Origin of the sequence: Paenarthrobacter aromaticivorans (assembly GCF_019038615.1) — a bacterium.
In the GTDB taxonomy this organism is placed as follows: domain Bacteria; phylum Actinomycetota; class Actinomycetes; order Actinomycetales; family Micrococcaceae; genus Arthrobacter; species Arthrobacter aromaticivorans.
The window spans coordinates 16,036-41,025 of record NZ_JAHOPC010000020.1; the positions used below are offsets into that span (position 1 = coordinate 16,036).

The window sequence follows — 24,990 nt, forward strand, 5'->3', positions numbered from 1 at the left end:
TTAATCCTTGCCAGGGCCGTTGCCGTTGCGGTTATTGCCACCGTTGTCTGTGGGGGCAGCCGGCGGGGCAGGATTGTTCTGTGTGGGTGCTGGCGGCGTACTCCTTTGTGGAGCAGGGGCTCCGAGGAGGTTGGACGGTGGCGCCTGGAACGGGTTGGTTCCATACGCAGGGGCAACGGAGAGCATGTAGTTGGTGAACTGCGGACCAGCAATCATGTAACCGTCGATCGACTGGTAGAACTTGCCGTTGACGGTCAGGTTACGTCCGGGACGCTTCTGGTCACCCAAGGGGTCACCGAACCAGGAAGCTGTTGCCAACCCCGTGGTGTAGCCGACCACCCAGGTGGAACCGTTGGTGTCGTTGGTACCGGTCTTGGCGGCTACCGGGAAGTTGTTACGAGTGGAAAGAGCAGGCCGGATCAGCGAACCCGAACCGGCGTTCAAGACTTCCTGCATAGCGTACGCCACGCCTCGGGCAACCTCAGGTTTGACGGCATCCTTGCAGTTGGAGGATTGGGCCGGGAGGTCGGCGCCGGACTGGTCCTTTACCGACGTAATCGCGATTGGCTGGCAGTACTTGCCATCGGCAGCAAACGTGGCGAAGGCGCTGGCCATGGTGAGAGGCGCAGTCTGGGTGGAACCGATGAGGTTACCCAGGGTGGTCATTGGCACCTTGGGATTGGGGTCCGTGATCTTGCCAGTATCGTCCCGTGCAGGCAGGCCACTGTGGATGCCCGTAGCATCGACGATGCCCTGGATTCCGCAGAGGTCCAGCTGGGCAGCCGACGCAAACGTCGCCGTGTTGATGGAGTTCATGAGGCCATAGAGGACCGTCATGTTTCTGTAGTAGCCCTCGTCCGAGTTTTGGAGGTCGAACGTGCCATTGGTGGCGTCATACCAGCCAACGGTGGGCGCAGGGCAGGTGTTCCTCCACCGGAAGTTCTGCGGGTACCTGCGGACTGAAGCGTTGATGGTCGTATTCATCGACTTGCCCTCGTTCAGCCATTCAGCGAACGTAAACGGCTTCATGGTAGAACCGGGCTGGAAGCCGCCAATGCCGTTGAGGTCATTGCCGTCGGCATCGAGGACATCCACGTTGAAGTTTTGGGTCTGATCGAACTTGCCGTCTTGGGGGAGCCAAACAGTGTTCTGGGCCATGCTCACGATCTGGCCGGTGCCTGGCTGGACCGAGACGATCGAGGCACCCCACTTGTCCGGGTTGGCGCCAGCTGTCCCATCAACCTGCTGCTGGGCAACGGTCTGAGCGGTGGGATCAAGGGTGGTGCGGATGGTCAGGCCGCCACGCATGACCCGTTTCTCGCGCTCGTCCGAGGTCTCGCCGTACGCCGGGTTGTTCAAGAGCAGGTGCAGCACGTAGTCGCAGAAGTACGGAGCCATGGTGGCGTACGCGCAACCCTGGCGTGCAGGAGTGACCTTGGTGGTGACAGGGGTGGCAACCGCTTCGTCGTACTGTGCTTGGCTGATCTTGCCCTGGTTCACCATGGCAGCCAGCACAAGGTCGCGGCGCTTCTTGGAGTTATCCGGGTTGGTGATCGGATCGAAGGCGGACGGGCTGTTCACCAAACCAGCCAGCAAGGCTGCCTGCGGAAGTGTCAGATCCTTGGCAGAAGTGCTGAAGAAGAACTTGGAAGCAGCTTCAATGCCGTAGGCGTCACGGTTGAAGAAGACGATGTTGAGGTAGCCCTCAAGAATCTGCTCCTTGGAGAACTTCTTCTCCAAGGCAATAGCCAGCTTCATCTCGCGGAGCTTATCGCCGACGCCCTTGTTGAGGCCGTTCAGCTTGACGTCTTCGTCCTTGCCGGATGCCACCAGCGATTCATTGATGACGTTGTTGACGTATTGCTGCGTAATGGTGGATGCGCCCTGCTTGTTGCCTCGGGCGGTGCTCACGATGGCTCGCATGATGCCGGTGGTGTCGATGCCGCCGTGCTCATAAAAACGGCTGTCCTCGATAGCGATGACAGCGTCCTTGATGAACGGGCTCATTTGATCCAGCGGAACCTTGGTCCGGTTCTCAGCGTAGATCGATGCAATCGGTGTACCGTCCTTCGCCAGAATCGTTGTGTTCTGGCTCGGAGGGTCCACCTGCAGCTCTGCCGGCAGAGTGTCAAAGAACTGGATTGAACCACTTGCGGCACTGCCCGAAACGGCGGCTGCGGGGACCAAAAGGCCCGCCACCAGGACGCCACAAATCGCGCTCACGCCAAGGAAACCTAAAATCTTTCCGAGGGTGGTGGCAGTGTCGAATATGGGGTTCTTGCGAGTCACCATGTTTTCCACTTTACCGGCAAGGGCTAGGCTTTCTGTCATGACCAAATGGGAGTACGCCACGATTCCGCTCATTATCCACGCCACGAAACAGATCCTGGACCAGTGGGGCGAGGACGGCTGGGAGCTTGTCCAGGTCGTCGGTGGACCCGATGGCAAAGGCCTTGTTGCATACCTGAAGAGGGAGAAGCAGTAATCATGACAACCCCCGCAGAAACCACGTCTGCCGCGGAATCCGGCGCTCCGACGTCGGCCGTTGAGCAGCGTCTCGCCGAGCTCGGCTTGACCCTCCCGGAGGTGGCCGCACCCGTTGCCGCCTACGTGCCCGCGATCGTCTCCGGCAACTACGTTTACACCTCCGGCCAGCTGCCCTTTATTAATGGCAAACTCGAAGCTACGGGCAAGGTGTCCCTCGGCGAGTTGGGCGCTTCGGATGAACCCACCGTCGATCCCGAGGATGCCAAGCGCTACGCCGCTGTCTGCGCGATCAACGCCCTCGCTGCCGTTAAGAGCGTCATCGGCGACCTCGACCGCATCACCCGCATCGTCAAGGTAGTTGGCTTCGTTGCGTCCGAGCCCACCTTTACGGGCCAGCCCGGCGTTATCAACGGCGCCTCCGAACTGCTCGGCCAGGTACTGGGCGACGCCGGCAAGCACGCACGCTCCGCCGTCGGCGTTTCCGTCCTGCCGCTCGACTCTCCCGTTGAAGTCGAGCTCATCGCTGAATTCAGCTAAGGAACCGGTTCACCCAATTGCCGCAGCTTGCCCGCCGCCTGTTCGAACTCCCCCCGGCACTCGAAGGGGCGGCACGAAACTGGCTTGAGCTCGGCGAGCGGACCCCCAGGGCCGCCCGCTACGCATCATCCGTCGTCCTTTTGCGGGACTCACCCACCGGTCTGGAGACCTGGCTTGGTTACAGGCCAGGCTCCTCGCCGCTGGGTGTCGTCGCGTACCCAGGTGGGTCCCTGGACCAGTCCGATGACGACCCCGTCGGTTGGTTGGGTCCCTCACCTCAGTATTGGGCTGAGCATATGGGAACGGACGACGTCGGGCTCGCCCGCCGCCACGTGGTGGGCGCAATCCGCGAACTCTTCGAGGAAACCGGTGTCCTCCTTGCCGGCCCCGACGCTTCCTCCACCGTGGAGGCCAACTCCACGGTGGAATGGATGAAAGCCCGGGAAGCTGTGTCCAGCCAGGAAAAGTCCTTCAGCGAAGTGCTTGCCAAGCGTGGCCTTTCGCTGCGCACCGACCTGCTGAAGCCCCTGGTCAACTGGCTCAGCCCCGACTTCGCGCACACCCGTTTCAATACGCGCTATTTCGCCGCTACTGTCCCCGTGAACCAGCAGCCGAGCATCCTGGGCAGCAAGGGAGTCTGGGGCCGTTGGGTGTGCGCCGCGGAAGCCATCGCGCTTCGCGACACCACAGCACTCGGCGACGAAATAGCCCAGGAAAACACGGTGGGACTCACCCTCGGCCAGCTTCTGGTGCCAGGGTCCGAAATCATGCTCGAAAAAATGGCCCACGCCAACGGCTGTATCGCTTACCTGAGTTACAAGCGCAAGGCCCACCTGTACCAACCCAAACTGGTAGATGAAGGTGGAGTGCTGATGCTCGAGGTCGAAGCCGCCAGGACCGTAGCCGGAGAGCCACAGCGGGAGCGCTAAATCGGTTCCTCTCTCACATCCCGACGGGTTTTGATGGTTCCTCTCTCACATCAAGACGGTTTTTGATGGTTCCTCTCTCACCTCCCGACGAAAAAAGCCGCCCCGGTTCATCACCGGAGCGGCTTTTTTGCAAGGACAAATTAGCGCGAACGCTGGCGGAGCCGCTGCATGTCCAGAATGACGACGGCGCGCGCTTCCAGACGCAGCCAACCGCGCTGGACGAACTCGGCCAGTGCCTTGTTGACGGTTTCGCGGGAAGCGCCCACCAGCTGGGCCAGTTCTTCCTGCGTCAGTTCGTGGGCAACCAGCACGCCGTCGGTGGCCGGACGCCCGAAGCGGTCAGCCAGATCCAGGAGCGCCTTGGCGACGCGGCCCGGGACGTCCGAGAAAACGAGGTCGGACAGTGAATCGTTGGTGCGGCGGAGTCGGCGGGCGAGTGCCTGCAACAGCTGCGCGGAAACCTCGGGACGTGTGCGGAGCAGCGCGTTGAGGCTTTCGTTCTTCAGTCCTGCCAGGCGCGTTTCGGAGACGGCGGTGGCCGTGGCGGTGCGGGGGCTGGGGTCGAACAACGCCATTTCGCCGAAGAGTTCTCCCGGGCCGAGGATGGCCAACAGGGACTCGCGGCCATCGGGGGAGGTGCGGCCGAGCTTTACCTTGCCGGAAACGATGAAGTACAGCTGGTCACCCTGGTCGCCTTCGCGGAAGACCGATGCCCCGCGTGAGAGGTCCACCTCGGTGAGTTCGTCCGTCAGCAAGCGGAATGCGTCGTCGTCAAGGGTGGCGAAGAGGGGTGCGCGGCGCAATACCTCGATGTCCATGAAATCTCCTGAATATAAGTTTCGGTCGTGGCGCTCCAGCCATTGTTTCAGAATTTTTAAGCTTCTGTGACGTACTTGGCAGGCGAAACGCTGAAACGGCGCGGTTTTTGCCCCTGTCAGGCCCTGTTTGCCGTGCCTTTGTGCGCTCGGAGGGGACCCGTATCGTGATGGGACTAACGGTTCCCTGTCAGGGTGCCCAACTACAATTGGCGCTACCCGGTCACAAGGAGCATTGGTGTTTGGCTTGACGATTTTGGATTTGGCATTGATCTTGATGCTGCTGTCCTACCTGATCTATGGCCTGCGCAATGGCTTCCTGGTGACCCTCGGCGGAATTGCCGGTTTTGTGGTTGGCGCTATTGGTGCATTTGTGGCGGTTCCACTTGTGAGCGGCTGGGTGAGCGATAGCGGTTGGAGGCTGACCGCTACGGTGGGTGCCGCCGTCGTACTTATTGCACTTGGCCACGGGCTGGGGACCATGATCGGACGAAAAGTCCGCCATGCCGTGCGGATAAAGCCCTTGCACGCAGCTGACCGGTTGATTGGCGGCGTGGTCAGCGTGGTGGTCGCGGCGCTGGTGATGTCCATGTTGGCGTTCAGTGTCAGTTCGCTGGGCGTGCCGTTTGTCTCGCAGCAGTTGGCTGAATCGCGGGTCATTCGGTACATCGATTCCTTGACGCCGACGCCGGTCAAAACCACTATGGCGCAACTGCGGTCAACGGTGATCGGCGACGGTATTCCCACGCTGATTGAGGGCTTCGGCCCAGCGACGCCGGTTGAGGTTCCCAACGAGTCCACTGACACTCCTGCCCTGAACCGCGCCGCCGAGTCCGTGCTGAAGATTGCCGGCACGGCTTTCGAATGCGGCCAGAATCAAACTGGATCCGGATTTGTGGTGTCGCCCGGGCGCGTCGTGACCAATGCGCACGTTGTGGCGGGCGTGTCGCAACCGGTGGTGGAGATTCCCGACGGCGGCGCGTTGCCGGGACGGGTGGTCTATTTCGACTCCCAGCGGGACATCGCAGTTTTGGCAGTGGACGGACTTTCATCGGAACCACTCCAGTTGAGTCCAGACCTGGCAGCTGGCAGCCCTGCAGCTTTTGCTGGCTACCCGCACGGCGGTCCTTTCCAGTCCAAACCAGCAACGGTCCAAGGTGTCTCGACCATCCTGGTTCCCGATATTTATGGCAGCAATCCTTCTCCGGAGTCGGTCTATAAGCTTGCGGGTGACGTCCAACCCGGTAACTCGGGAGGGCCGCTGCTCACCATGCAGGGACAGGTAGCAGGCCTGATCTTTGCCAAGACCACCACCGATGCTGCGCTTGGCTTCGCACTCACCATGGAGGACATCCAGCCGGTGGCTGCACAAGCTCCAGGTCTTAGCGCTCCGGTTTCGCCCGGGCAGTGCACACGCAAGTAACTTTGAGGGCAATTCCCGGACATTCTCCCGTCGCCTAATAGATTGGGAGCCATGACTGAAGCCACCCCCGCCACCGAAGCTGGTCGCGGAACCATTCTTGTGATCAACGGACCGAACCTTAACCTTTTGGGCACGAGGGAGCCCGAGAAGTACGGCACTTCCACGCTCGCCGACGTCGAACAGTTGGCCATGTCAGCGGCGGCTGCCCATGGCTTCACGGTGGACTGCGTTCAGTCCAATCACGAGGGGGACCTCCTCGATGCTATCCACGCGGCGCGTGGAACCGCGGCGGGAATCGTCATCAATGCCGGCGCCTTCACCCACACGTCGGTGGCACTTCGTGACGCCCTGGCCGCGGTTCAGCTGCCTTCGGTTGAAGTACATATCACCAACGTTCATCAGCGGGAAGAGTTCCGGCACCATTCCTACTTGTCCGGCGTGTGCAGTGCGATCATCGTCGGCGCGGGTGTGCTTGGGTACAAACTGGCCATCGATTACCTGGCTGAAACGGTCTAATTGGGCTGATGTGAGAGAAGGTTCCCGGGAAGCCGTCAGGATGTGAGAGAGGGTTCCCGGGAAGCCCTCTGGATGTGAGAGAGGGTTCCCGGGAAGCCGTCAGGATGTGAGAGAGGGCTACAGGGCAGTGAACCTCAGCAAAAGTGCGTGCTCGGGGTTCAAGACGGGCATGGGAAGGCCCACCTCGCCCAGGAAGCGTCCCGTTGCCACAGCACCTTCGGCCAGCCAAGCGACCGGCCGGGCCTCGATGAACGTGTGCCCGTAATCGGCATCCGCCGGTGTGGGGAAGATTGCTTCCACGCGATAGGAACGGGAAGCTTCCAGTCCCGGAATGGCCACGCGGCCGGGCTGCTCGGCGAAACCGGTCCGCGTCTTGACCACGGCGAACAGGGCTGCGGTGGCACCCACTGCAGTACCGCCGTCGTTCATGGCAGGATCGGCAACAACACCGTGCAGCATCAGCGACTCGTCCGCCAGATCTGCGCGAACCATCCGCCCAGTGTGGATCAACCCGCGGTGCTCCTTGTACAGGGTGATGAAGCGCTTGAGTTCCTCGCGCTCCGCCCCCTGGACTTCGCGGATGTCCCACTCCATGCCGAAATGTCCAAACAGTGCGGTGATGGCCCGGAACGACAGGTCGTGCGTCCGCGCCGTGGTGTGGGACGTGGTGGGCCCGATGTGCCCGCCCACCAGCTCCGGGGGAACCACCATGCCGGTCCAGCGCTGGATGGTTTGCCGCTCCAAGGCGTCATTGCAGTCCGAGGCCCAGATCCGGTCGGTACGGTCCAGGATCCCAAGGTCCACCCGGGCGCCGCCGGAGGAACAACTCTCGATCTCGACGCCCGGATGTGCTGCACGAAGGGCATCGAAGAGCCGGTAAGCGGCAAGTGTTTGTTCATGCACGGATGAACGGCCCGCATGGCCGTGCTCCACGAGGTCCCGGTTTTGGTCCCACTTGAGGTAGCTGATGTTGTTTTCCCGTAGCAGGGCGTCAATACGGTCAAAAATGTACTGCCACGCCTCGGGATTGACGAGGTCGATGATGTGCTGGTGTCGCCACTCGAGCGGCAGGCGGCCACCGTCCTTGAAGGACAGGGCAGATGGTCCAACGATCCACTCGGGGTGGGCGCGGGCGATGTCCGAATCAAGGTTCACCATCTCCGGTTCAACCCAGAGCCCAAACTCCATTCCGCGGGAAGTCACTGCATCAATCAGGGGCGTGAGGCCTGAAGGCCAGATGGTCTCATCGACATACCAGTCGCCGAGCCCAGCGTGGTCGTCCCGGCGCCCGCGGAACCACCCGTCGTCGAGCACAAAACGCTCAACGCCCAGGTCCGCGGCGGACTCGGCCAGCTCGATCAAGGTCTCCAGGTTGTGATCGAAGTACACTGCTTCCCAGGTGTTGAGGACAACTGGCCGTGGTTTCCCAGCGACATCCACGTGATGGGGGCGGGACCGGAACCAGCTGTAAAAGGCTTCACTGATGCCGTCCAAGCCGTGGCCGGAGTAGGCGGCATACAAGGCAGGCGTGGTGTAGCTTTCGCCGGATTGCAGCACTACTTCCGAGGGGCCAAGCAGTTCGGAACCGCCGATCATTGTGCGGCCGTCCGCTACGTTGTCGGCAAATTGCTCGTGGTTTCCGCTCCACGCCAAATGCGTGGCCCAGACTTTGCCGTGCCGGTTGCCGAAGCCTGCGGTTCCGGCTGCAAGCAGCAGCGAGAAATCGTGTCCCGTACGGCCGTGCCGGCCAGTGCGGACCCAGGTTCCTTGCTGGATTGCCCTGCGTTGCGGGTGCCGTTCGCGGCACCAACGGCCTGTAAGGTCCAAAAGCTCGACGGCGTCCGGCGCCACTGGGAGGATCGTCGCCAATTCGTCCACCTGGAAAGGCGACGTGCCGTCGTTGGTGACGGTGTGCCGTAGTTCCAAAAGCCCACCCGGGTGCAAAGTGAGGTTGCTCGTGACGGTGATGCCGGCGTCGGGATCCGATTGAACGATCACCGCTGACGACCCGTCCCCCGTCGCGTTCGCCACCCGCAGGCGTACAGAGAAGTCATGCCCGGGAACGCCATCCGTGAACCGGTGTCCGCGCAACCCCGTCCGGCCTTGCCACGAGGAGGACGCCTGCGGGAGGAGCCCGGCCGGTACGTTGGCATCGATCGAGGAAGGAGGGATGGGCTCATTGAGGATGGAAAGATCCGGAAGGGCGTCGCCCAGGTCTGCTCCCCAGTGGGATATTTCGGCCTCTCCTCGGTGAGTGCTGATCACCAGGCTGGTACCGGCGGAACGGAGATGGAGCGGGTGCATGGGTATGAGTCGCTTTCAAAAGATGGTGCTGGACTTGTGAGGCCTGTTCTGCGTCCCAACGGGGCGTCAAAGAGCGCAGAACAGGCCTCACAACGGGAGGGGTTTTACTTGAAGAGGGCGTTGACTTGTTCGTTGGCTGCGGTCAGGGAACTGGCCGGGGACTTGCCGGCGATCACCGCGTCCATGGCCGGCTTCATGATTCCCGCAACCTTGGCGGCGTTGTCCGTGATGGGGAGCATGAAGGTGGTCTTGTCCTTCACGTGCTGGGTGAAGGCGCTGACGTCCACGTTCTTGGCCTTGAAGGCGTCAGCGGCCTTCTCGGAAGAGGTGGTGATGGCCGGGAACACGACGGCCTTGGAAGCGACGACGTCCTGGCACGCGGCAGAGCCGAGGTACTCGACCCACTTGATGGAAGCATCCTTCTTCTTCGTGCCGGCCCAGATGGAATCGGCCAGGCCGTTGAACATGGAGGCGCGCTTGCCGTCGGGGCCCTGAGGGGTGGGGGCGATGCCGACGTCGATGCCCTTGTAGCCGGTGTACTGGCCGATCATCCAGGAACCATTGCTGTTGATGGCTGCCTTCCCCGCGCCGAAGTTATCGGCTGCGTTGGCGCCCACGGTTGTTTCAAGCTTGGGCATGTAGCCCTTCGCAGCGAGTGAGGCCCACCAGTCGATGGTGTCCTGGAGCTTCTCGTCGTCGTAGTTGAAGTGGGTGCCCCAGGGGTTCTTGTCCGTGGTGGTCCAGCCCGTGGTGGCGGACAGGTAGCTCCACTGCGTCTGGCCGGCGTTCTCGGCGTCGGAGCCTGGCAGCCCCAATCCGTAGACGGCAACGTTGTTCTTGTCGAAGCCTGCTTCGTCGCCGCGCTTGCCGTTCTTGTCCACGGTGAGGCGGGCGATCGCCTTCTCGTATGTTCCGCCGTCCTGCGGGTTCCAGTTCAGGGAGCCCATCTGTTCCGGGGTTATGCCGGCGTCCGTGGCCATCTTCTGGTTGTAGAACAGCGCGATGGTGTCCCAGTCCTTGGGCAGCCCGTAGCGCTTGCCGTCCTGGCCCACCCAGAGGTCGGCGAGGCCCTCGTTGTACTGTGAAAGCTCTACCTTGTCCTTGGTGACGGCGTCGTCAAGTGGCACGAGCTGCTTGGTCTTGAGGAAGTCCGGGTACTTGGACAGGTGGTCGGTAAAGACGTCCGGTGCGGTGCCGGAGGCCATGCCGTTGGTGATCTTGGACCAGTAATCATCCCAGCCGGTCTGGGTGATCTTGACGGTGATGTCCGGGTTGGCCTTGGTGAAGTCCGCGGCGCACTGCTGGTAGGCAGGGAGCTGGTTGGCGTCCCAGAGCCAGTAGTTGATCTCGCCCTTGGCAGCATCTGCTCCGGCGCTTCCGCCCGAGCAGGCGGACAGGGCGAGAGCAGCGGCTGCTGCTACGGCGACAGCGCCGAATGCCTTCTTGTTCATCATGGTTTGTCCTTTCAGGACGGGATGGGGTGCGGCCGGCACATGCCGGTTCCGCGGGAGTGCGGTGGAGAAAGCTATTTGGTGCCGTTGAAGCCGATGGAGTTGACGATCCGTTTGCCGAAGATGGCGAAGAGGATCAGCACGGGCGTGGCGGACACGAGCGTTGCGGCCATGAGCCCGGACCAGTCCGGTGCGCCTTGCGGGGACTGGGATTTGAAGACTCCCAGACCCACGGTGAGCACCCGGGATTCTTCGGAGGTGCCCACGAGCAAGGGCCAGAAGTATTCGTTCCACTGGCCCATGAAGGTCAGCAGTGCCAGGGTCGCGATCGGTGCGGCCGCGTTGGGCATGATGATCTGGAAGAAGATCCGCCAGTGCTTGGCGCCGTCGAGCATGGCCGCTTCTTCGACTTCCCTGGACATGTTCAGGAAGAACTGGCGCATGAAGAAGATCGCGAACGGGGTCATGAACAGGTAAGGCAGCACGAGCCCGAGCATGGAATTCAACAGGCCCAGGTTCTTGATGAGCAGGAAGTTGGGCAGGGCGGTGAAGATCGGCGGAACGAGCATGGTGGCAAGGAACAGTGAGAAGACGGCGTCGCGGCCCTTCCATCGCAGCCGGGAGAAGGCATAGGCGGCCATCGAGCTGAAGAACACGGCGCAGGCTGTGGTGATGCCGGAGAAGAGCAACGAATTCCACAGGTACTGCCAGAAGTTGATCGAGGCACCGGAGCCGCCTTCTGCGATGGCTTCGGAGGCACTTTGGAGGCCGAAGACCCGCTTGAACGCGCCTAGGTTGAAGTCGGCCGGCAACAAGTTGGCGGAGTTCGCTGCGAGGGATCCATTGGAGGACAGGGCCGTGCGAAGTACCCAGTAGAAGGGCAGGATGCTCACGGCGATGGCCACGGCGAGAAGGGTCAAGGCGATGGCGCGGCGCCAATTGAAGGGGCGGCTGAAAGGACGACGGCGGGCGCCGTTCTTGTGGGAGGCAAGAGTGGTCATGGCGTGTCCTTAGTCCAGGTCAGACTGGTTGCCGCGGAGGAACTTCATCTGGATGAAGGCAACGATGGCGAGGATGAGGAAGAGGATGACGGCCAGCGCGGATCCGTAGCCGAAGTCCTGTTCGTTGAAGGCGCGCTGGTAGATGTAGAACTGCAGCACGCGGGTGGCGTTGACAGGTCCGCCGGCGGTGGTGACGGCAACGGTGTCGAAGACCTGGAAGGAACCGATCACGGTCACGACGAGGACAAGCACCAGGACCGGGCGCAGCAGCGGCAAAGTGATCCGCCAGAAAGTGCTCACGGCCTTGGAACCGTCGATGCTTGCAGCCTCGTAGACGCTGTTGGGGATGGCCTGCAGGCCGGCGAAGATCAGTAGTGCTGTGTAGCCCATGTGCCGCCAGGTATTGATGAGTGCCTGGGTGGGGATGGCCCATTGCTCGCTGCCGAAGAAGGCCACCCGAGGCAGCCCGGTCCATTCGATGATCTGGTTGATGATTCCGATCTGGTAGTCAAGCATCCAGAACCACAACAGGGCCGCGATGACGTTGGCCATTAGATAGGGCATCAGGAGTGCACCGCGGATAAGGGTGGACTTTGCCACCCGGTGCATCAGGATTGCCAGGCCCAGGGCCAACGCCGTCTGAAGGACAATGTTGATCACGACGTATTCAGAGGTGACGCCCAGGGCGTTCCAGAACAGCGGATCCTTGGCTATGCGTTCGTAGTTCCTGGCGCCAATCCATTCCGGGTCACCCAGGATGCTGTACTCGGTGAAGCTCAGGTAGATGCCCCGGATGGTCGGCACGAGGTAGAAGAGGATCAATCCGACCATCGCCGGAGCGATGAAGAATAGAGCGACCTTCAGGTCCCCGATGCCGCGGAAGCCGTCGGACGGTTTTGCCCGTTTCCGTGACTTTCGGGGCCCCCTGGGGACAGAGAGCCCCGGATCCAGTTGCTTGGTTAGCGTGGTCATCGTCGACCCTTTCCTGACTGTGATATGGGTAACAACTGGACTAGAATCTACACGAGTAGATCCGAACTATGCAAGCTTTTTGGGAATATTTGTTCGTTTATGTCCAATTTGTTGACTCGTGTAGATCGTAGTGAAAGACTCAAACGAGCCCACTGAGGGCCACTACAACTGCTGCCGAGTCAGCTCCAGGAAAGGTAAACGATGACGTTTTCGATCGGTGTTCTAGGTGTCGGGCAATTCGGCAGCCAGTTCGCGCACCTCTTCAAACTCCACCCCGGTGTCAGTGCCGTCTACGTGGTGGATGAGCTACCGGAGCGGGCCACGGCAGCTCAGGAGCGCTGGGGCCTTGATGGCGTGTTGGGAAGTTTTGAGGAACTCCTGGAGTCCGACGTCGATGCTGTCGCCATCTTCACGCAACGGTGGACTCACGGACCCCTCGTCGAGCGGGCGCTGCGCGCTGGCAAGCACGTGTATTCCGCCGTCCCGATGGCGATCTCCGAATCGGAAATCGAACGGATCATCCAGGCCGTCCGCGAAACCAAGCTTGTTTACGCCATGGGGGAGACCAGCTACTACAACCCCGCGACTGTGTTCGCCAGGCAACAGCATGCCGCCGGGAAGTTTGGCCGGATCTTCTACACCGAAGGCGACTACGTCCACGACATGGACCTGGGTTTCTACGAGGCCTACCAGTACAGCGGTGGCGAACGGTGGAAGGAAACGGCGAGCTATCCGCCCATGCTGTATCCGACCCACGCCATCGGCGGCGTCCTGGGCGCCGTGCCGGGCCACGCTGTCAGCGTCAGTTGCATTGGGGTCAAAGACGATCGTGGAGATGGCGTCTTCGATAAGGACGTCAGTATGTTCGCCAACGATTTCTCGAACGCTACGGCATTGTTCGAAATGAACGACGGCGGTGCGATGCGCACCAACGAGATGCGCCGGGTCGGCTATCCCTCGCACCTGCGCGAGTCCCGCTTCCGCTTCTTTGGCACGGAAGCCAGTTTCGAGCAGCTGGCAACCACAACAGTGTGGCAGGACAAAACGAAGGTGGAGGACGTCTCGGAACAAGTTGAGACAAAGCCCACCATGTCAGCCGACGACCCCTCTTTGGCTGACGTGGCGCCGGAACTCCGGGATGCCTTCATTTCCGGCCTGGCACCTGTTCACGATCAGTCACGGCTTCCCGAGGAATTCCTCGGAGCGCCCAACGGACACGAAGGCAGCCACCAATTCCTTGTGGATGACTTTGTCACCGCAGTCAACAACCGAACGCTGCCGCCCGTCAATGCGTGGGTTGCGGCCCGCTTCACCTTGCCCGGAATCGTAGCCCATGAATCTGCCCTCCGCGGCGGCGAACGCCTTCCCATCCGGGACTTCGGCGACGCTCCCTCCATGTAGCTAGCATTTACCTCATGACAACTTCGGCAGTACAAACCCCGCGCGGACCGGTTACACGCAAAGACGTGGCCCGGTACGCCGGGGTGAGTACCGCCGTCGTGAGCTACGTTGTGAACGGCGGGCCCAAGAACGTGGCCCCCGCGACGGAAGCAAAAGTGCGCGACGCAATCCGTATCCTCGGCTACCGTCCAAACGCTGCGGCGCGCGCTCTGAAGCTCGGCTCAAGCGAAACTGTGGGCGTGATTGTTCCCGACAACACCAACCCATTTTTCTCGCAGCTCGCCCACGCTGTTGAAGATGCTGCAGCAGAACTTGGCTACGGCATGGTTCTTACCAACTCGGGCGGCAGCCTGGCCAAAGAACGGCAAAACATCCGCAACCTTGCCGCACGGCAAGTGGACGGAGTGTTCCTGGCGAGCTGCGTGTTCGATCCCGACCTGACCGACCTTGAAGCCTCGGAAATCCCGTCGGTGTTGCTGAACAATGCCGGCTCGCCCCCAGGGTTCACCAGTGTAGGTGTGGACCTCGAAGCAGGCGCCCGGGCCGCCGTCGAGCACCTCATAGGCCACGGCCACACAAACATTGGCCTGGCCATAGGAACCAACACAGGTAATCAGCTCGACGGACGTGAAGTGGGCTGGCTTCGAACTTTGCGTGACGCGGGACTGCCGGATGGACCAATGCTGCACAGCCCCTTCACCCGCCCCGGTGGCTACGAGGTAGGCAAGCGCTTTCTCGCCATGGCCAACCGACCCACGGCAATTTTCGCCAGCAACGACATGCAGGCCATCGGAATCCTCCGCGCCCTCCACGAGGCGGGGCTGAATGTTCCCGATGACATGGCCGTTGTGTCCTTCGACGGTTCCCTCGATTCCGAATACAGTTGGCCCGCGCTGACTACCGTGGCCCAACCTGTGGAGGCGATGGCTGAAGCAGCTGTTCGGGCACTCGTGGGGGAGGGACGGGGTGAGGCACTGCAGCACAGCATCCTGCCCACGGAGCTGATCGTGCGCCAGTCGTGCGGCTGCAAGTGACCTCCCGACGTTCTCTCACATCGTGCCGCCTGGACGCAGGTGTTCTCTCACATCCTCCGTCGATGTGAGAGAACATCCCTCAGAAAGGGCCTCGATGTGAGAGAGCATCCCTCAAAAAGGGCCTCGATGTGAGAGAACATCCGCGGGCTACGAGTCCATGCTGGCGTAGCGTTCGGGCCGGGCGAGTACCTGGCCGATCTGTGCAGTGCCCGCGGCCAGGGCGAGCCGGACCAAGAGGAAGCCGGCCGCAAAAACTCCACCAACGGTCAGGAACACCACGGGCCGGGTCAACAGGGCAGGACCCGCCAGTGGCAGGACCAACGCTGCTGCTGCGGACGCAGAGATGCCCGCCACGAGGAGCAATGGGGACATCACTGCCTTGACCCGTGCAGCCACCATGAGTTTCTGCGGCATCCCTACCCGGTCCAGGGCCACGAGGGTCGAGGCACGATCCAGCACGGCAGCGGCTTGGTTCACGCCGGCGGAACAAGCCACCATGAGGAACGAGCCCAGCAGGGTGATCATCACGCCGGTGTTGATATCGCGCACCAGCAGCGTGGATTCATCCGATGTGCTGCTGCCCATCGTGTCCGCCACCGCCATGCCGACGCCCACGAACACTCCCACAAAACTGGTCATCGCGACGCCCCCAACTTGTCGCCACGATTCCTTGGGACTTTCCAGGACTGTCCGAGCAGCGAGCAGTTGTTCGGGGCGCCTTGCCCTCTTGAGCTGCGACGACGCCTGAAGTCGGAGGACCCACGGCCCCATCAGGTTCAGTGCAAGCAGGGCCAGTCCGAAGCAGCCGCCCATCACTGCGATAATCACCATAAACGCGCCGAAACTGCTGAGCATGCCCATGGCCACCACTCCGACGACCACCACCACGGCCGCGATCACACCGCGAACCCAGTGCGCGCCGTCCGCCGTTTGCCTGGTCCGCACGCCCAGCGGCGTCAGTACCACCTTCCGCAGGCCAAGCGCAGCGCTCGCTGCGGCAAGGACGCAGACTGCCAGGATGCACCCGAGAATTGATGGCACGGACAACCAAGCATGGCCGCCTAGCGATTGTCCCCGGAACTGGATCAATCCCAGAAAAGGCGCCGCGCAGGCATACAGGCAAGCACCAGCTACCGCCCCGATCGCCGCCAGGACTGTTGATTCTATGATCGTCATCCATATGACCGTGGCACTACTGGCACCCAAGAGGCGAAGGGACGCCAGGCGGTCATCACGACGGCGGGCGGCCAGTCGTGCTGCAGAGGCACCGAGCGTCAGCAGCGGTATGACGAGCAAGACCATGGCGACGACGGCCAGCGCCTGATAGGTGCCCGCGATGTCATCAGACCAGGACCAGAAGACTTGGGAACCGCCAGCCACCGTCAATAGGAGTGCCGTGACCGTGCCGAACGCGAGAATAGGCAACGCGGCGTCGCTCAGTTTGGTTTGGTGCAGCCCGGTTTGACGGCTGCTGCTCCGCGAGAGGTACGGGGTGAGGCGAAGGGCAAGGGCAAGGCTAGACATTGAACGCACCCTTGAAGTCAGTGGTTGCAGGGGCCGACTGGCTGGGAGGGGGAACGGCGCAGCCAGTGTCCGCCACGATCCGGCCGTCACGCAGTTCCACGACGCGTTGGCAGCGTGCTGCCACGTTGGGGTCGTGGGTGACCACCAGCAGCGTTCGGCCATTGGCTGCGACGGACTGAAGCAACACGTCGAGGACCTCATTTGAGGTGGCGGAGTCCAAGGCACCAGTGGGTTCGTCGGCAAAGACGATGCGTGCACCTGTGACCTGGGCCCGGGCGATGGCCACCCGCTGGACCTGCCCGCCAGACAATTCACCGAGCCTGCGCTGCTCCATGCCGGCAAGGCCAAGTGCCGCCAGCCACTCGGCGGCACGGGCCTCGGAGGTAGTCCGATCGGTGCCGTTCAGCATCAGCGCCAAAGCAACGTTCTCAAGGGCGGTCAGTTCCGGCAGCAACATGCCCTGCTGGAAGACGAAACCGAATTCCTCCCGGCGGAGACGGGAAAGCGCCCCATCTCCGAGGGAATCCAATCGGACCGGACCGGCTGCCGAGCTCAAGGTGACCGTACCGGCGTCGGGCCTCAAAATCCCGGCTAGGCAGTGCAGAAGGGTGGTCTTACCGGAACCCGACGGCCCAATGATTGCAATGGATTCGCCCGCAATTGCGGCGAAGTCCACGTGATCGAGCGCGATGTTGCCGGGGTAGTGCTTGGTGAGTTGCTGAGCGTGGAGGATGGCGTTCATGAATCCAGCATCCCCAAAGGCCCCATCCCTAGGCGTCAGCCCACTGGTTGAACTCCCCGGGCAGGCCTCCACCCGCGGTATGAGAGCCTACTTGGCCTGGACGTCCGCGATTCTCAGCTTCGCAACATTCTCGGCGAGCACGCGGCGGGCATCCTCGCCCAGGTTCGAATCGGTGATGAGCTCGTCGGCCTCTTCCAACTGGGCAATGGAGGCTATGCCCACCACGCCCCACTTGCTGTAGTCGGCCAGGACCACAGTGCTGCGGGCCGATGCCATGAATGCACGGTCCGTTTCGGCCTCGAGCAGATTGGGGGTGGTGAAACCTGCCTGGGCGTCCATGCCATGGACGCCCAGGAACAGGACGTCAAGATGAAGCTGCTTGAGCGAGGACGTCGCAATGGGCCCCACCAACGCGTCCGACGGCGTGCGCTCGCCGCCAATAAGGATCACGGTTGAGCCGAACCGGGCCGGCCCTGATGAAGACCCATGATGGAACAGATCGGCTATCCGCACGGAGTTGGTGACAACGGTGATTCGGGGACCATGGACGAGTTCCTGTGCCAGCGCCCATGTGGTGGTTCCCGCGCTGAGCCCGATCGCCATGCCTTCATGGACCAGCGAGGCAGCCTCGACCGCGATGGCATGCTTTTCGGCCGTTAGCTGTGTGGACTTGAGCTCAAAGCCGGGCTCGTGGGTGCTGGCATCGCCGGGAAGTTTGGCCCCGCCATGAATTCGTTCCACCCGGCCGGTTTCCTCGAGGGCTTCTATGTCACGCCGGACGGTCATGGGGGAGACGCCCAGCAACTGGGCGAGGTCCGATACCCGCACAACGCGCTCGCGCTGGACGGCATCGATGATGGCGGAGTGGCGTGCTGCCTGAAGCATCAGGGCCTTTCTGGAGAGCCTCATCAAACACGAGGCTGATTCTGGCTCCAGTCTAGGACGCGGCGCTGCTGCTGGGTGGCAAATGTAGTCGCGGCGTCGTCACGATCCTTGTGAACGCACGACGGCGCCGCTCGCCTTGGGAGGGGAGCGGCGCCGTCGACTAGTGGGTCCGAGGGAGGCTACTTACGCAGCGATTCGGCGATTTGGGTCATGATGGCGGGGTCTGCCAGGGTGGTGGCGTCGCCGGTGTCGCGGCCTTCTGCGATGTCTTTCAGGAGGCGGCGGACGATCTTGCCCGAGCGGGTTTTCGGCAGTTCCGGCACGATCAGCAGCTGCTTGGGCTTGGCGATGGGGCCGATTTCCTTGCCCACGTGGTTGCGCAGTTCCAGGACGGTTTCGTCGCCGCCGTTTACGGCGTCGCCGCGGAGGATGACGAACGCGACGATGGCCTGTCCGGTGGTCTCGTCAGCGGCGCCCACGACCGCCGCTTCGGCCACGGAGGGGTGGGAGACGAGGGCGGATTCGATCTCCGTGGTGGAGAGGCGGTGGCCGGAGACGTTCATGACGTCATCCACCCGGCCCAGGAGCCAGACGTCGCCGTCTTCGTCCTTCTTGGCGCCGTCACCGGCGAAGTACATGGTCTCGAAACGGGACCAGTAGGTGTCCTTGAACCGTTCCGGGTCGCCCCAGATACCGCGCAGCATGGAGGGCCACGGTTCGCGGACCACAAGGTAGCCGCCTTCGCCGTTGGCAACGGACTCGCCGGTTTCGTCCACCACGTCCACGGCGATACCGGGCAGTGGTACCTGGGCTGAGCCGGGTTTGGTGGCGGTGACGCCGGGCAGGGGCGCGATCATCTGCGCACCGGTTTCGGTCTGCCACCAGGTGTCCACGATCGGGGCGGGGTTTTCCTTGCGTTCGCCGTTCTTGCCGGCGTTGCCGCCGATGACCTCGCGGTACCACATCCACGCCTCGGGGTTAATGGGTTCGCCCACGGAGCCCAGGACGCGGATGGAGGACAGATCGTACTGGCCCGGGATCTCCCGGCCCCACTTCATGAACGTCCGGATCGCCGTGGGGGCGGTGTAGAGGATGGAGACCTTGTACTTCTCCACGATCTCCCACCAGCGGCCCTGGTGCGGGGAATCCGGTGTGCCTTCATACATGACCTGGGTGGCGCCGTTGATCAGCGGTGCGTAGGCGACGTAGGAGTGCCCGGTGACCCATCCGACGTCGGCGGTGCACCAGTACACGTCCGTTTCCGGGTGAAGGTCGAAGACGGCCTTGTGCGTGTAGGCGCTCTGGGTGAGGTAGCCGCCGGTGGTGTGCAGGATGCCCTTGGGCTTGCCGGTGGTACCGGAGGTGTACAGGATGAACAAAGGGTGCTCGGAGTCATGCCCGACGGCGGTGTGCTCGGTTGCTGCCTTGTCAACGGTGTCAGCCCACCAGAGGTCGCGGCCTTGGACCCAGTTGACGTCCTCGCCGTTGCGCTTGACCACGACGACGTTCTGCACGGAGTGTCCCTCTTTACTGAGGGCCTCGTCCACGGCCGGCTTCAGCGGGCTGGGCTTGCCCCGGCGGTAGGTGCCGTCCGCGGTGACCACTAGCTTGGCCTCGGCGTCCTCGATGCGGGACCGGAGCGCGTCGGCGGAGAAGCCGCCGAACACCACCGAATGCACAGCACCGATCCGGGCGCAGGCCAGGATCGTGATGACGGCCTCGGGAATCATCGGCAGGTACACGGCCACGCGGTCGCCCTTGGCAACACCCAGGGCTTCGAAGGCGTTCGCGGCCTTCTTAACCTCCTCGGTCAGCTGCGCATACGTGTACGTGCGGGTATCGCCGGGCTCGCCCTCGAAGTAAATGGCAACGCGGTCTCCCAGGCCGTTCTCCACGTGGCGGTCCAACGCGTTGTACGCGGCGTTGACCTCACCGCCCACAAACCACTTGGCGAACGGCGGATCCGACCAATCCAGGGCATCGCTGAAGTCCTTGTCCCAGCTCAGCAGCTCACGGGCCTGCTTCGCCCAAAACGCGGGACGGTCCGCTTCGGCCTCTTTGTACTCATCGGCGCTAGCCACGGCGTTCGCGGCAAACTCAGGTGATGGCGGGAACTTACGGTTCTCGTGGAGCAAATTCTCGAGAGCCTCGACGTGCGGTGCCGGACCGTTCTGCGGCGTCGACGCTGCAGCGGTGGCCGTGGATCCGGTGGTGTCCTGGGACATGGTGAACCTCATCATTCATCGATCTTTGCTGCGCGGACGCCGCCAGCTAAGTCCGCACTCCAGCCGTGAGCCGTTGCAGTGCGTCCCGCGGCGGATCCGCAGAGTGTTGTCCGCCTTCAACATTATCGCTTTGGGAGGTCCTACGTGTGCGTGGTCACAAATGGGTCAGCGAGCGGTACGGATTCGTCGACGAATGGCTGCTTTGGTTGTCAGGAACCGCTTACATGACGGGGGTTGGCAATGCCAGACTGTAAGGAACCTTGGAGTTTCCTGTGGACGGAGCAGCGTGGCCGATTTCAGCTAGAAGAGTGTCAGTGGCGTGGCATAGGCTGAATAAGTCTTGGGACGCATCGTCAGGTGTGCCCGGTTTTCCGCGGAAACCTGCGGAAAATACCGGTCCGGACTGTCCAGGACGCCGCCGTACGAAGGAGAAATAGATGAACCAGCTGAGCCCAGGCCCGCACGACTCACATCCGACGGGACCGGACACCGCGGCTGGAAAGGCGAACGACGCCGGTACCACCACTGCTGCGAAATCCACCTCAGGCGCACCCACCAAATACGAGGCAGTTGCCGGCCCTTTCACCATTCGTGACCTCACGGTTTTCGGTTCCGTACTCCTGATGTTCATCGCCTCGCTGCTGCCCATGTTCGGTGGCCGTTACAACCTGTGGAACTTGGACAACCTTTTCTTCCTCCTCCTGGGAATCATCCTGCCGGTAGTTGTTGTGGCGCTTTTCGTTGCCCGTCGGCTGCAGCCCGGGACCATTGTCCGCGTCGGCTCGTTGTCGATTGACCAGTTCGCTTCCGTGACCGCTGCATTCGCGGTGCCGTTGTTCTTCCTGACGATCGTTGATTCCTTCAACGGCAGCGTCCTGCTGGGCCTGGTGGGTTCCGTGGGCTTGCTGGCCGCCACCGTCCTGGCCCCGCATCTGCCAGTGCTATCGGCTGACTTCAAGGGCCGCACTGAAACACCGGCCCACATTGTTGCCCGCCAGGCAGCGATTCCCACCCGTAAACCGGCTGCCCCAAAGCCTCCCAAGGAACCCAAAGCGCCGAAGTCGGCCAGCGGGCCTTCGACGCCCGACTCCCGAGCAACGGGGTATCAGGCGCAGGGTGCAGGTTCTGCCAGTGTCCATCCATATGCTCCGCCAGCCGGTGCGAGCCCCTACGCTCCGCCAGCCACGTCCGGCCGCGTTGCTCCGGCCCCAACTGGTGGGCCCGCCGTCGTGCATTCGGCCGATTCCACGCCTGCTGCGGAACCTCATGCTGCCGCACCCTCCTCTGCTCCCTCGCCCGCAGCAGCTGTCGCCCCTGCCGCTGCCCCGGCTGCATCCGGGTCGCCCGCTCCGGTTTCTCCAGCAGAGCCCTCACCGGCCGAGCCCGACGTCGTCGTGGAAAGCCCGGGACAACCGCAATCGCCGACGCAGGCACCGGCCACTACCCAGCACGCCCAGCAACCGGCTGCCCGGCAGCCCGCCGCCGCACAGCCCGCAGCAGCCCAGCAGCCCGCCGCCCAGACGCCGGCCGCCCAGACGTCCGGAAATGAGCGCGGATGGGCTGCCACCATGGCCACGCCCATCGTCTCCGCCGATACCCGTTCCGTGAGCGACTCCATTGGGGCCACTGTGGATCCGTCCAGCCGTTCTGATGATTCCGGTTCCTCTCCTGCCTATGAAGCCTTCTGGTTTGCCGTAGCCCAGCCTCGAACTGCATATGACGAACGGACAGGTGCTCCGGCCTTCACCATTGAGCCTGGCGGTTGGGTCCTCGCGCTCGAGGACCGTGGCGACGAATTCCTGGTCCAGGACACCGATGGCAAGGTTGGGGTCCTGCGGGAGCTCAGCAATATCGAACGCGGCTGAGAAGGACGCTGTGGCCATCGCTGAAGCTGGTTCCCTGCTCGCCTTGAAACGCCGGGCACGCAAGATCAACAGGATCTTGGCTGACAAATACCCTTATGCTCACGCCGAGCTGGATTTCCGGAATCCGTTTGAGCTTGTGGTGGCCACAGTCCTCTCGGCCCAGACCACGGACGTACTGGTCAACCAAGTCACCAAGATCCTGTTTGCCCGCTACCCGGACGCCCGCGCCTTGGCGGAAGCGGACCCTGCTGAGCTGGAATCGATCCTGCAGCCCACTGGATTCTTCAGGGCAAAGGCCAGGAACGTCCTGGCCCTTAGCACCCGGTTAGTGGACGAGTACGACGGCGAAGTTCCAGGTCGCCTCGAGGATCTCGTGACACTTCCGGGCGTCGGGCGGAAAACAGCCAACGTGGTCCTCGGGAACGCCTTTGGTGTCCCCGGAATTACTGTTGACACGCACTTCGGGAGACTGGCACGCCGTTTCGGGTGGACGGCATCCGATGATCCCGTGAAGATCGAATTCGACGTCGCTGAGCTCTTTGAACCACGCGACTGGACCATGCTTTCGCATCGCGTGGTCTTCCACGGCCGGAGGATATGCCACGCTAAGAAACCCGCCTGTGGGGCGTGCCCGGTTGCCAGCCTCTGTCCCAGCTACGGCGACGGCGAGACCGACCCCGATAAGGCGGCAAAGTTGTTGAAGTACGAGCTCGCGCCCGGCAACGAGGCACTGTTGGAGAAGTTGCTGGCCGAGACGCACAGGGCGGCGGAGATCCGGATGGAATCACAGAGGAGGCCCGGGTGACCGCGTTTGAGGACCTTGCCAAGTTAGTGTCCCGCTTTGAGGCCGGCGAGCAGCAGCATTCTTCCCACTGGGCGCAGTTGCCCGTCACGCCGGAAACCAATCGCGCCGCCGCCGTGCTCATGCTCTTTGGTGTGCTGGACAACATCCCGGCCGAATCCGGACGCCCCTTTGCGCCGGCGGACCTCGACGTCCTCCTGCTTGAACGGGCCCACACCCTGGACGACCATCCAGGCCAGGTAGCATTTCCGGGCGGGAGCGTGGATCCGGAGGATGACTCCGTGGTGTCCGCGGCCTTGCGTGAGGCAGTGGAAGAGACAGGGCTGGACGTCAGTGGCGTGAAGGTGCTGGGCGTCATCCCCGAGCTCGGGCTGATCCGCAGCAATTTCCGGGTGACACCCGTACTTGCCTGGTGGGACTCTCCATCACCCGTTCGCGTCGTCGATTACGCTGAGTCCGCCCAGGTGTTCCGGGTCCCGGTTCGGGATCTCCTGGACCCCGTCAACCGGGTATCCGCCACCATTTCCCGTTTCGGCCGGACTTTCAGGAGTCCGGGTTTTACCGTCAACGGCGTCGTGGTCTGGGGCTTTACCGGGATGGTACTCAGCGGTTTGTTCGACGAACTCGGATGGACGGTCCCCTGGGACCAGGACAAGCTGTACGAGATCGAGCTCTAGCAGCTCCGGCCGCGGGCGCCGTTCAGGCAGCCCTTCGGTTCGCCGTCGAGCGGTCCACGATCAGCCCTGTTGCGGCGTTTTCACGCACTGCATTAATGCCGTCCATCACGCCTTTGAGATGCTTGAACGTTGGTGACTCCGCTACAACCGTTCCGTCCGCCGCTGTAAGGCGAAACCGGTACGAGTCGTCGCTGTCTTTGAGAATTTCGAACCTGCCAGCCATTTTGTGCTGTCCCCCCTTGATGCTTCCTTGCAGCAGTCGTGGGCCGGTGTGCCGATCCCACCTAGAGAACGTATCCAGAAGCCAGCGGGAAAGAAAGTTACTTTGGGGTACCGGTCATGGAATTGTCATGCACCATCACACTGCGAGATGTGACTGGCTTGTTGTGAGGGTGGCAGCTAATCTGAGCGCTGGCTGCTCCGTCGTGCCACCCGTCGACGGCGAAGGTGACGAATGATCAACCCAGCAGCATTCGGCGAGGCTCAGGGACAGGGGAAGCGAGCAACGCTGCCCGGAGGCTGGCCTCGGTCTCGGCGAGCCTACGTTGTTCCATGTTTTGAAGGTCCTCGACGTCCAATGGCTGTACACCGGGCATTTCTGAAAGGCTGTTTATCCACGCCTGGCCAGCCACGCTGTCGTGTTGTTCTCCGAGGAGACGCTGCAGGGTCATCGATGGTTGGATGATCGCCGTGGCGCCTGGACCCAGGACAGGGGCCACCGCCTCCACGGAGTACCGCAATACTTTGATGTCCTTTCGCGCGCCATGGAGTCCTTCGTTGCGTTCTGCTTCATCAGCATGCCTGCTGTCCGGCTCCAGGCTTCGTTGCGTAGTTTCCAAGCTCTTCTGGACCGTCTCCCAACGCGGCTGCAGGAGTTCCACCACCTCGAGGAGACTGGGATGGTTGTCAGTTTCCCCTGCCGCCAAGTGGGCCGTTGCAGGAAGGAGGGCTTGCCGGGTTGCCTTGACGATTCCCTGCCATCGACTTCCGGTCCCGATCCGGGTAGCCATTGCGTTACTGCTGGCAAGGAGCTGGTTCACGGCTTTATGGAGTGCTTCCGGTGACAACCAGGCCTCTGATGCGTCCAGCCATAGCGCCAAACGCTGGGACAGAACGTATGCGTCGCGGGCTTCGCCGAGGGAGCGCGCCAGCCACCGGACGTCGCGGCCCGTGGCTCCCGGGACGTCAGGGAGAACGGATTTGTAGCATGAAAGGACAGAACGGAGCCGCCGAAGCGCCAGCCGGGCCCCGTGGACGGCGTCCTGGTCGGCCGCGCCAACCAGCGGCAAGCAGCCTTCCAGCTCTGCAAGTTGGAAAGCAATGTACGAATCCACGGAATCACGCACGTCCGAACCCACGTGGCCAGTTTCCTCCGGGACAGCAGGGGTGGACAAGCAGGT

The 24,990-nt window shown here is 62.4% G+C and carries 22 protein-coding genes; 10 read left to right on the forward strand and 12 right to left on the reverse strand.

From position 1 onward, the window contains the following. Positions 1–2,331, reverse strand: a complete 2,331-nt coding sequence (locus tag KSW38_RS21590) for a transglycosylase domain-containing protein (RefSeq protein ID WP_254186792.1) — start codon at positions 2,329–2,331, stop codon at positions 1–3. Here KSW38_RS21590 and sp36 point away from each other — a divergent pair. The 3 genes from sp36 to KSW38_RS21605 are packed head-to-tail and all read left to right on the forward strand — an operon-like array spanning position 2,330 to position 3,953. Next, complete coding sequence (sp36, locus tag KSW38_RS21595) at positions 2,330–2,485, forward strand: Sp36 family protein (RefSeq protein WP_011775990.1); 156 nt, start codon at positions 2,330–2,332, stop codon at positions 2,483–2,485. The two genes, KSW38_RS21590 and sp36, sit on opposite strands and share 2 nt — an antisense overlap. 2 nt (positions 2,486–2,487) lie before the next feature. Next, on the forward strand, positions 2,488–3,024 hold the full coding sequence (locus KSW38_RS21600) for a RidA family protein (protein ID WP_216927009.1): 537 nt from the start codon (positions 2,488–2,490) through the stop codon (positions 3,022–3,024). Between the two features lie 17 nt (positions 3,025–3,041). Continuing rightward, positions 3,042–3,953, forward strand: a complete 912-nt coding sequence (locus tag KSW38_RS21605) for an NUDIX hydrolase (RefSeq protein WP_216927010.1) — start codon at positions 3,042–3,044, stop codon at positions 3,951–3,953. A 140-nt stretch (positions 3,954–4,093) separates the two neighbouring features. On the opposite strand, the gene KSW38_RS21610 is transcribed toward KSW38_RS21605, so the two are convergent. Next, positions 4,094–4,771, reverse strand: a complete 678-nt coding sequence (locus tag KSW38_RS21610; protein ID WP_011775987.1) for a Crp/Fnr family transcriptional regulator — start codon at positions 4,769–4,771, stop codon at positions 4,094–4,096. 235 nt (positions 4,772–5,006) lie between these two features. Between KSW38_RS21610 and KSW38_RS21615 the strand changes: the two genes are divergently transcribed. Both KSW38_RS21615 and aroQ read left to right on the forward strand, forming a co-directional pair. Continuing rightward, the gene (locus tag KSW38_RS21615; RefSeq protein WP_216927011.1) at positions 5,007–6,191 is read left to right on the forward strand and encodes a MarP family serine protease; all 1,185 of its coding nucleotides are present in this window, start codon (positions 5,007–5,009) and stop codon (positions 6,189–6,191) included. Positions 6,192–6,242: 51 nt separating this feature from the next. Next, a complete protein-coding gene (gene aroQ, locus KSW38_RS21620; protein WP_216927012.1) occupies positions 6,243–6,707 on the forward strand; it encodes a type II 3-dehydroquinate dehydratase in 465 nt (154 codons plus the stop codon). A 117-nt stretch (positions 6,708–6,824) separates the two neighbouring features. On the opposite strand, the gene KSW38_RS21625 is transcribed toward aroQ, so the two are convergent. The 4 genes from KSW38_RS21625 to KSW38_RS21640 all read right to left on the reverse strand — a co-directional run bounded on the left by KSW38_RS21625 (position 6,825) and on the right by KSW38_RS21640 (position 12,435). Then, positions 6,825–9,011: an alpha-galactosidase gene (locus KSW38_RS21625; protein WP_216927013.1), complete on the reverse strand. Its 2,187-nt coding sequence runs from the start codon at positions 9,009–9,011 to the stop codon at positions 6,825–6,827. 104 nt (positions 9,012–9,115) lie between these two features. Further along, entirely contained in the window at positions 9,116–10,465 is a 1,350-nt protein-coding gene (locus KSW38_RS21630) for an ABC transporter substrate-binding protein (RefSeq protein WP_216927014.1), read from the reverse strand. A 71-nt stretch (positions 10,466–10,536) separates the two neighbouring features. Continuing rightward, positions 10,537–11,463, reverse strand: a complete 927-nt coding sequence (locus tag KSW38_RS21635; protein ID WP_216927015.1) for a carbohydrate ABC transporter permease — start codon at positions 11,461–11,463, stop codon at positions 10,537–10,539. Between the two features lie 9 nt (positions 11,464–11,472). Then, positions 11,473–12,435 carry a carbohydrate ABC transporter permease gene (locus tag KSW38_RS21640; protein WP_216927016.1) on the reverse strand — a complete coding sequence of 321 codons (963 nt, stop codon included), beginning with the start codon at positions 12,433–12,435 and terminating at the stop codon, positions 11,473–11,475. Positions 12,436–12,636: 201 nt separating this feature from the next. Between KSW38_RS21640 and KSW38_RS21645 the strand changes: the two genes are divergently transcribed. Next, positions 12,637–13,836, forward strand: coding sequence for a Gfo/Idh/MocA family protein (locus KSW38_RS21645; protein ID WP_216927017.1), 1,200 nt, complete (start codon positions 12,637–12,639; stop codon positions 13,834–13,836). Positions 13,837–13,850: 14 nt separating this feature from the next. After that, entirely contained in the window at positions 13,851–14,870 is a 1,020-nt protein-coding gene (locus KSW38_RS21650; protein WP_216927018.1) for a LacI family DNA-binding transcriptional regulator, read from the forward strand. Positions 14,871–15,017: 147 nt separating this feature from the next. On the opposite strand, the gene KSW38_RS21655 is transcribed toward KSW38_RS21650, so the two are convergent. The 4 genes from KSW38_RS21655 to acs all read right to left on the reverse strand — a co-directional run bounded on the left by KSW38_RS21655 (position 15,018) and on the right by acs (position 20,246). Beyond that, a complete protein-coding gene (locus tag KSW38_RS21655; protein ID WP_216927019.1) occupies positions 15,018–16,394 on the reverse strand; it encodes an FtsX-like permease family protein in 1,377 nt (458 codons plus the stop codon). After that, the gene (locus KSW38_RS21660) at positions 16,387–17,136 is read right to left on the reverse strand and encodes an ABC transporter ATP-binding protein (RefSeq protein WP_216927020.1); all 750 of its coding nucleotides are present in this window, start codon (positions 17,134–17,136) and stop codon (positions 16,387–16,389) included. The genes KSW38_RS21655 and KSW38_RS21660 overlap by 8 nt, the downstream gene beginning before the upstream one ends. Positions 17,137–17,223: 87 nt before the next feature. Then, the gene (locus KSW38_RS21665; RefSeq protein WP_216927051.1) at positions 17,224–18,021 is read right to left on the reverse strand and encodes a DeoR/GlpR family DNA-binding transcription regulator; all 798 of its coding nucleotides are present in this window, start codon (positions 18,019–18,021) and stop codon (positions 17,224–17,226) included. 179 nt (positions 18,022–18,200) lie between these two features. Next, positions 18,201–20,246: an acetate--CoA ligase gene (gene acs / locus KSW38_RS21670; protein WP_216927052.1), complete on the reverse strand. Its 2,046-nt coding sequence runs from the start codon at positions 20,244–20,246 to the stop codon at positions 18,201–18,203. A 437-nt stretch (positions 20,247–20,683) separates the two neighbouring features. On the opposite strand from acs, the gene KSW38_RS21675 reads away from it, so the two are divergent. From KSW38_RS21675 to KSW38_RS21685, 3 genes are read left to right on the forward strand one after another with little or no spacing between them, the layout of a single operon-like run. Next, positions 20,684–22,111 carry a hypothetical protein gene (locus KSW38_RS21675; RefSeq protein ID WP_216927021.1) on the forward strand — a complete coding sequence of 476 codons (1,428 nt, stop codon included), beginning with the start codon at positions 20,684–20,686 and terminating at the stop codon, positions 22,109–22,111. A 10-nt stretch (positions 22,112–22,121) separates the two neighbouring features. Beyond that, positions 22,122–22,916: an endonuclease III gene (gene nth / locus KSW38_RS21680; protein ID WP_216927022.1), complete on the forward strand. Its 795-nt coding sequence runs from the start codon at positions 22,122–22,124 to the stop codon at positions 22,914–22,916. Then, positions 22,913–23,590, forward strand: a complete 678-nt coding sequence (locus KSW38_RS21685) for an NUDIX hydrolase (RefSeq protein ID WP_216927023.1) — start codon at positions 22,913–22,915, stop codon at positions 23,588–23,590. Before nth ends, KSW38_RS21685 begins: the two co-directional genes overlap by 4 nt. A 22-nt stretch (positions 23,591–23,612) precedes the next feature. Here KSW38_RS21685 and KSW38_RS21690 read toward each other — a convergent pair whose 3' ends face one another. Both KSW38_RS21690 and KSW38_RS21695 read right to left on the reverse strand, forming a co-directional pair. Then, positions 23,613–23,813: a YegP family protein gene (locus tag KSW38_RS21690; protein ID WP_216927024.1), complete on the reverse strand. Its 201-nt coding sequence runs from the start codon at positions 23,811–23,813 to the stop codon at positions 23,613–23,615. Between the two features lie 235 nt (positions 23,814–24,048). Beyond that, positions 24,049–24,984, reverse strand: coding sequence for a CHAD domain-containing protein (locus KSW38_RS21695; RefSeq protein WP_216927025.1), 936 nt, complete (start codon positions 24,982–24,984; stop codon positions 24,049–24,051). Between the last annotated feature and the right edge of the window lie 6 nt (positions 24,985–24,990).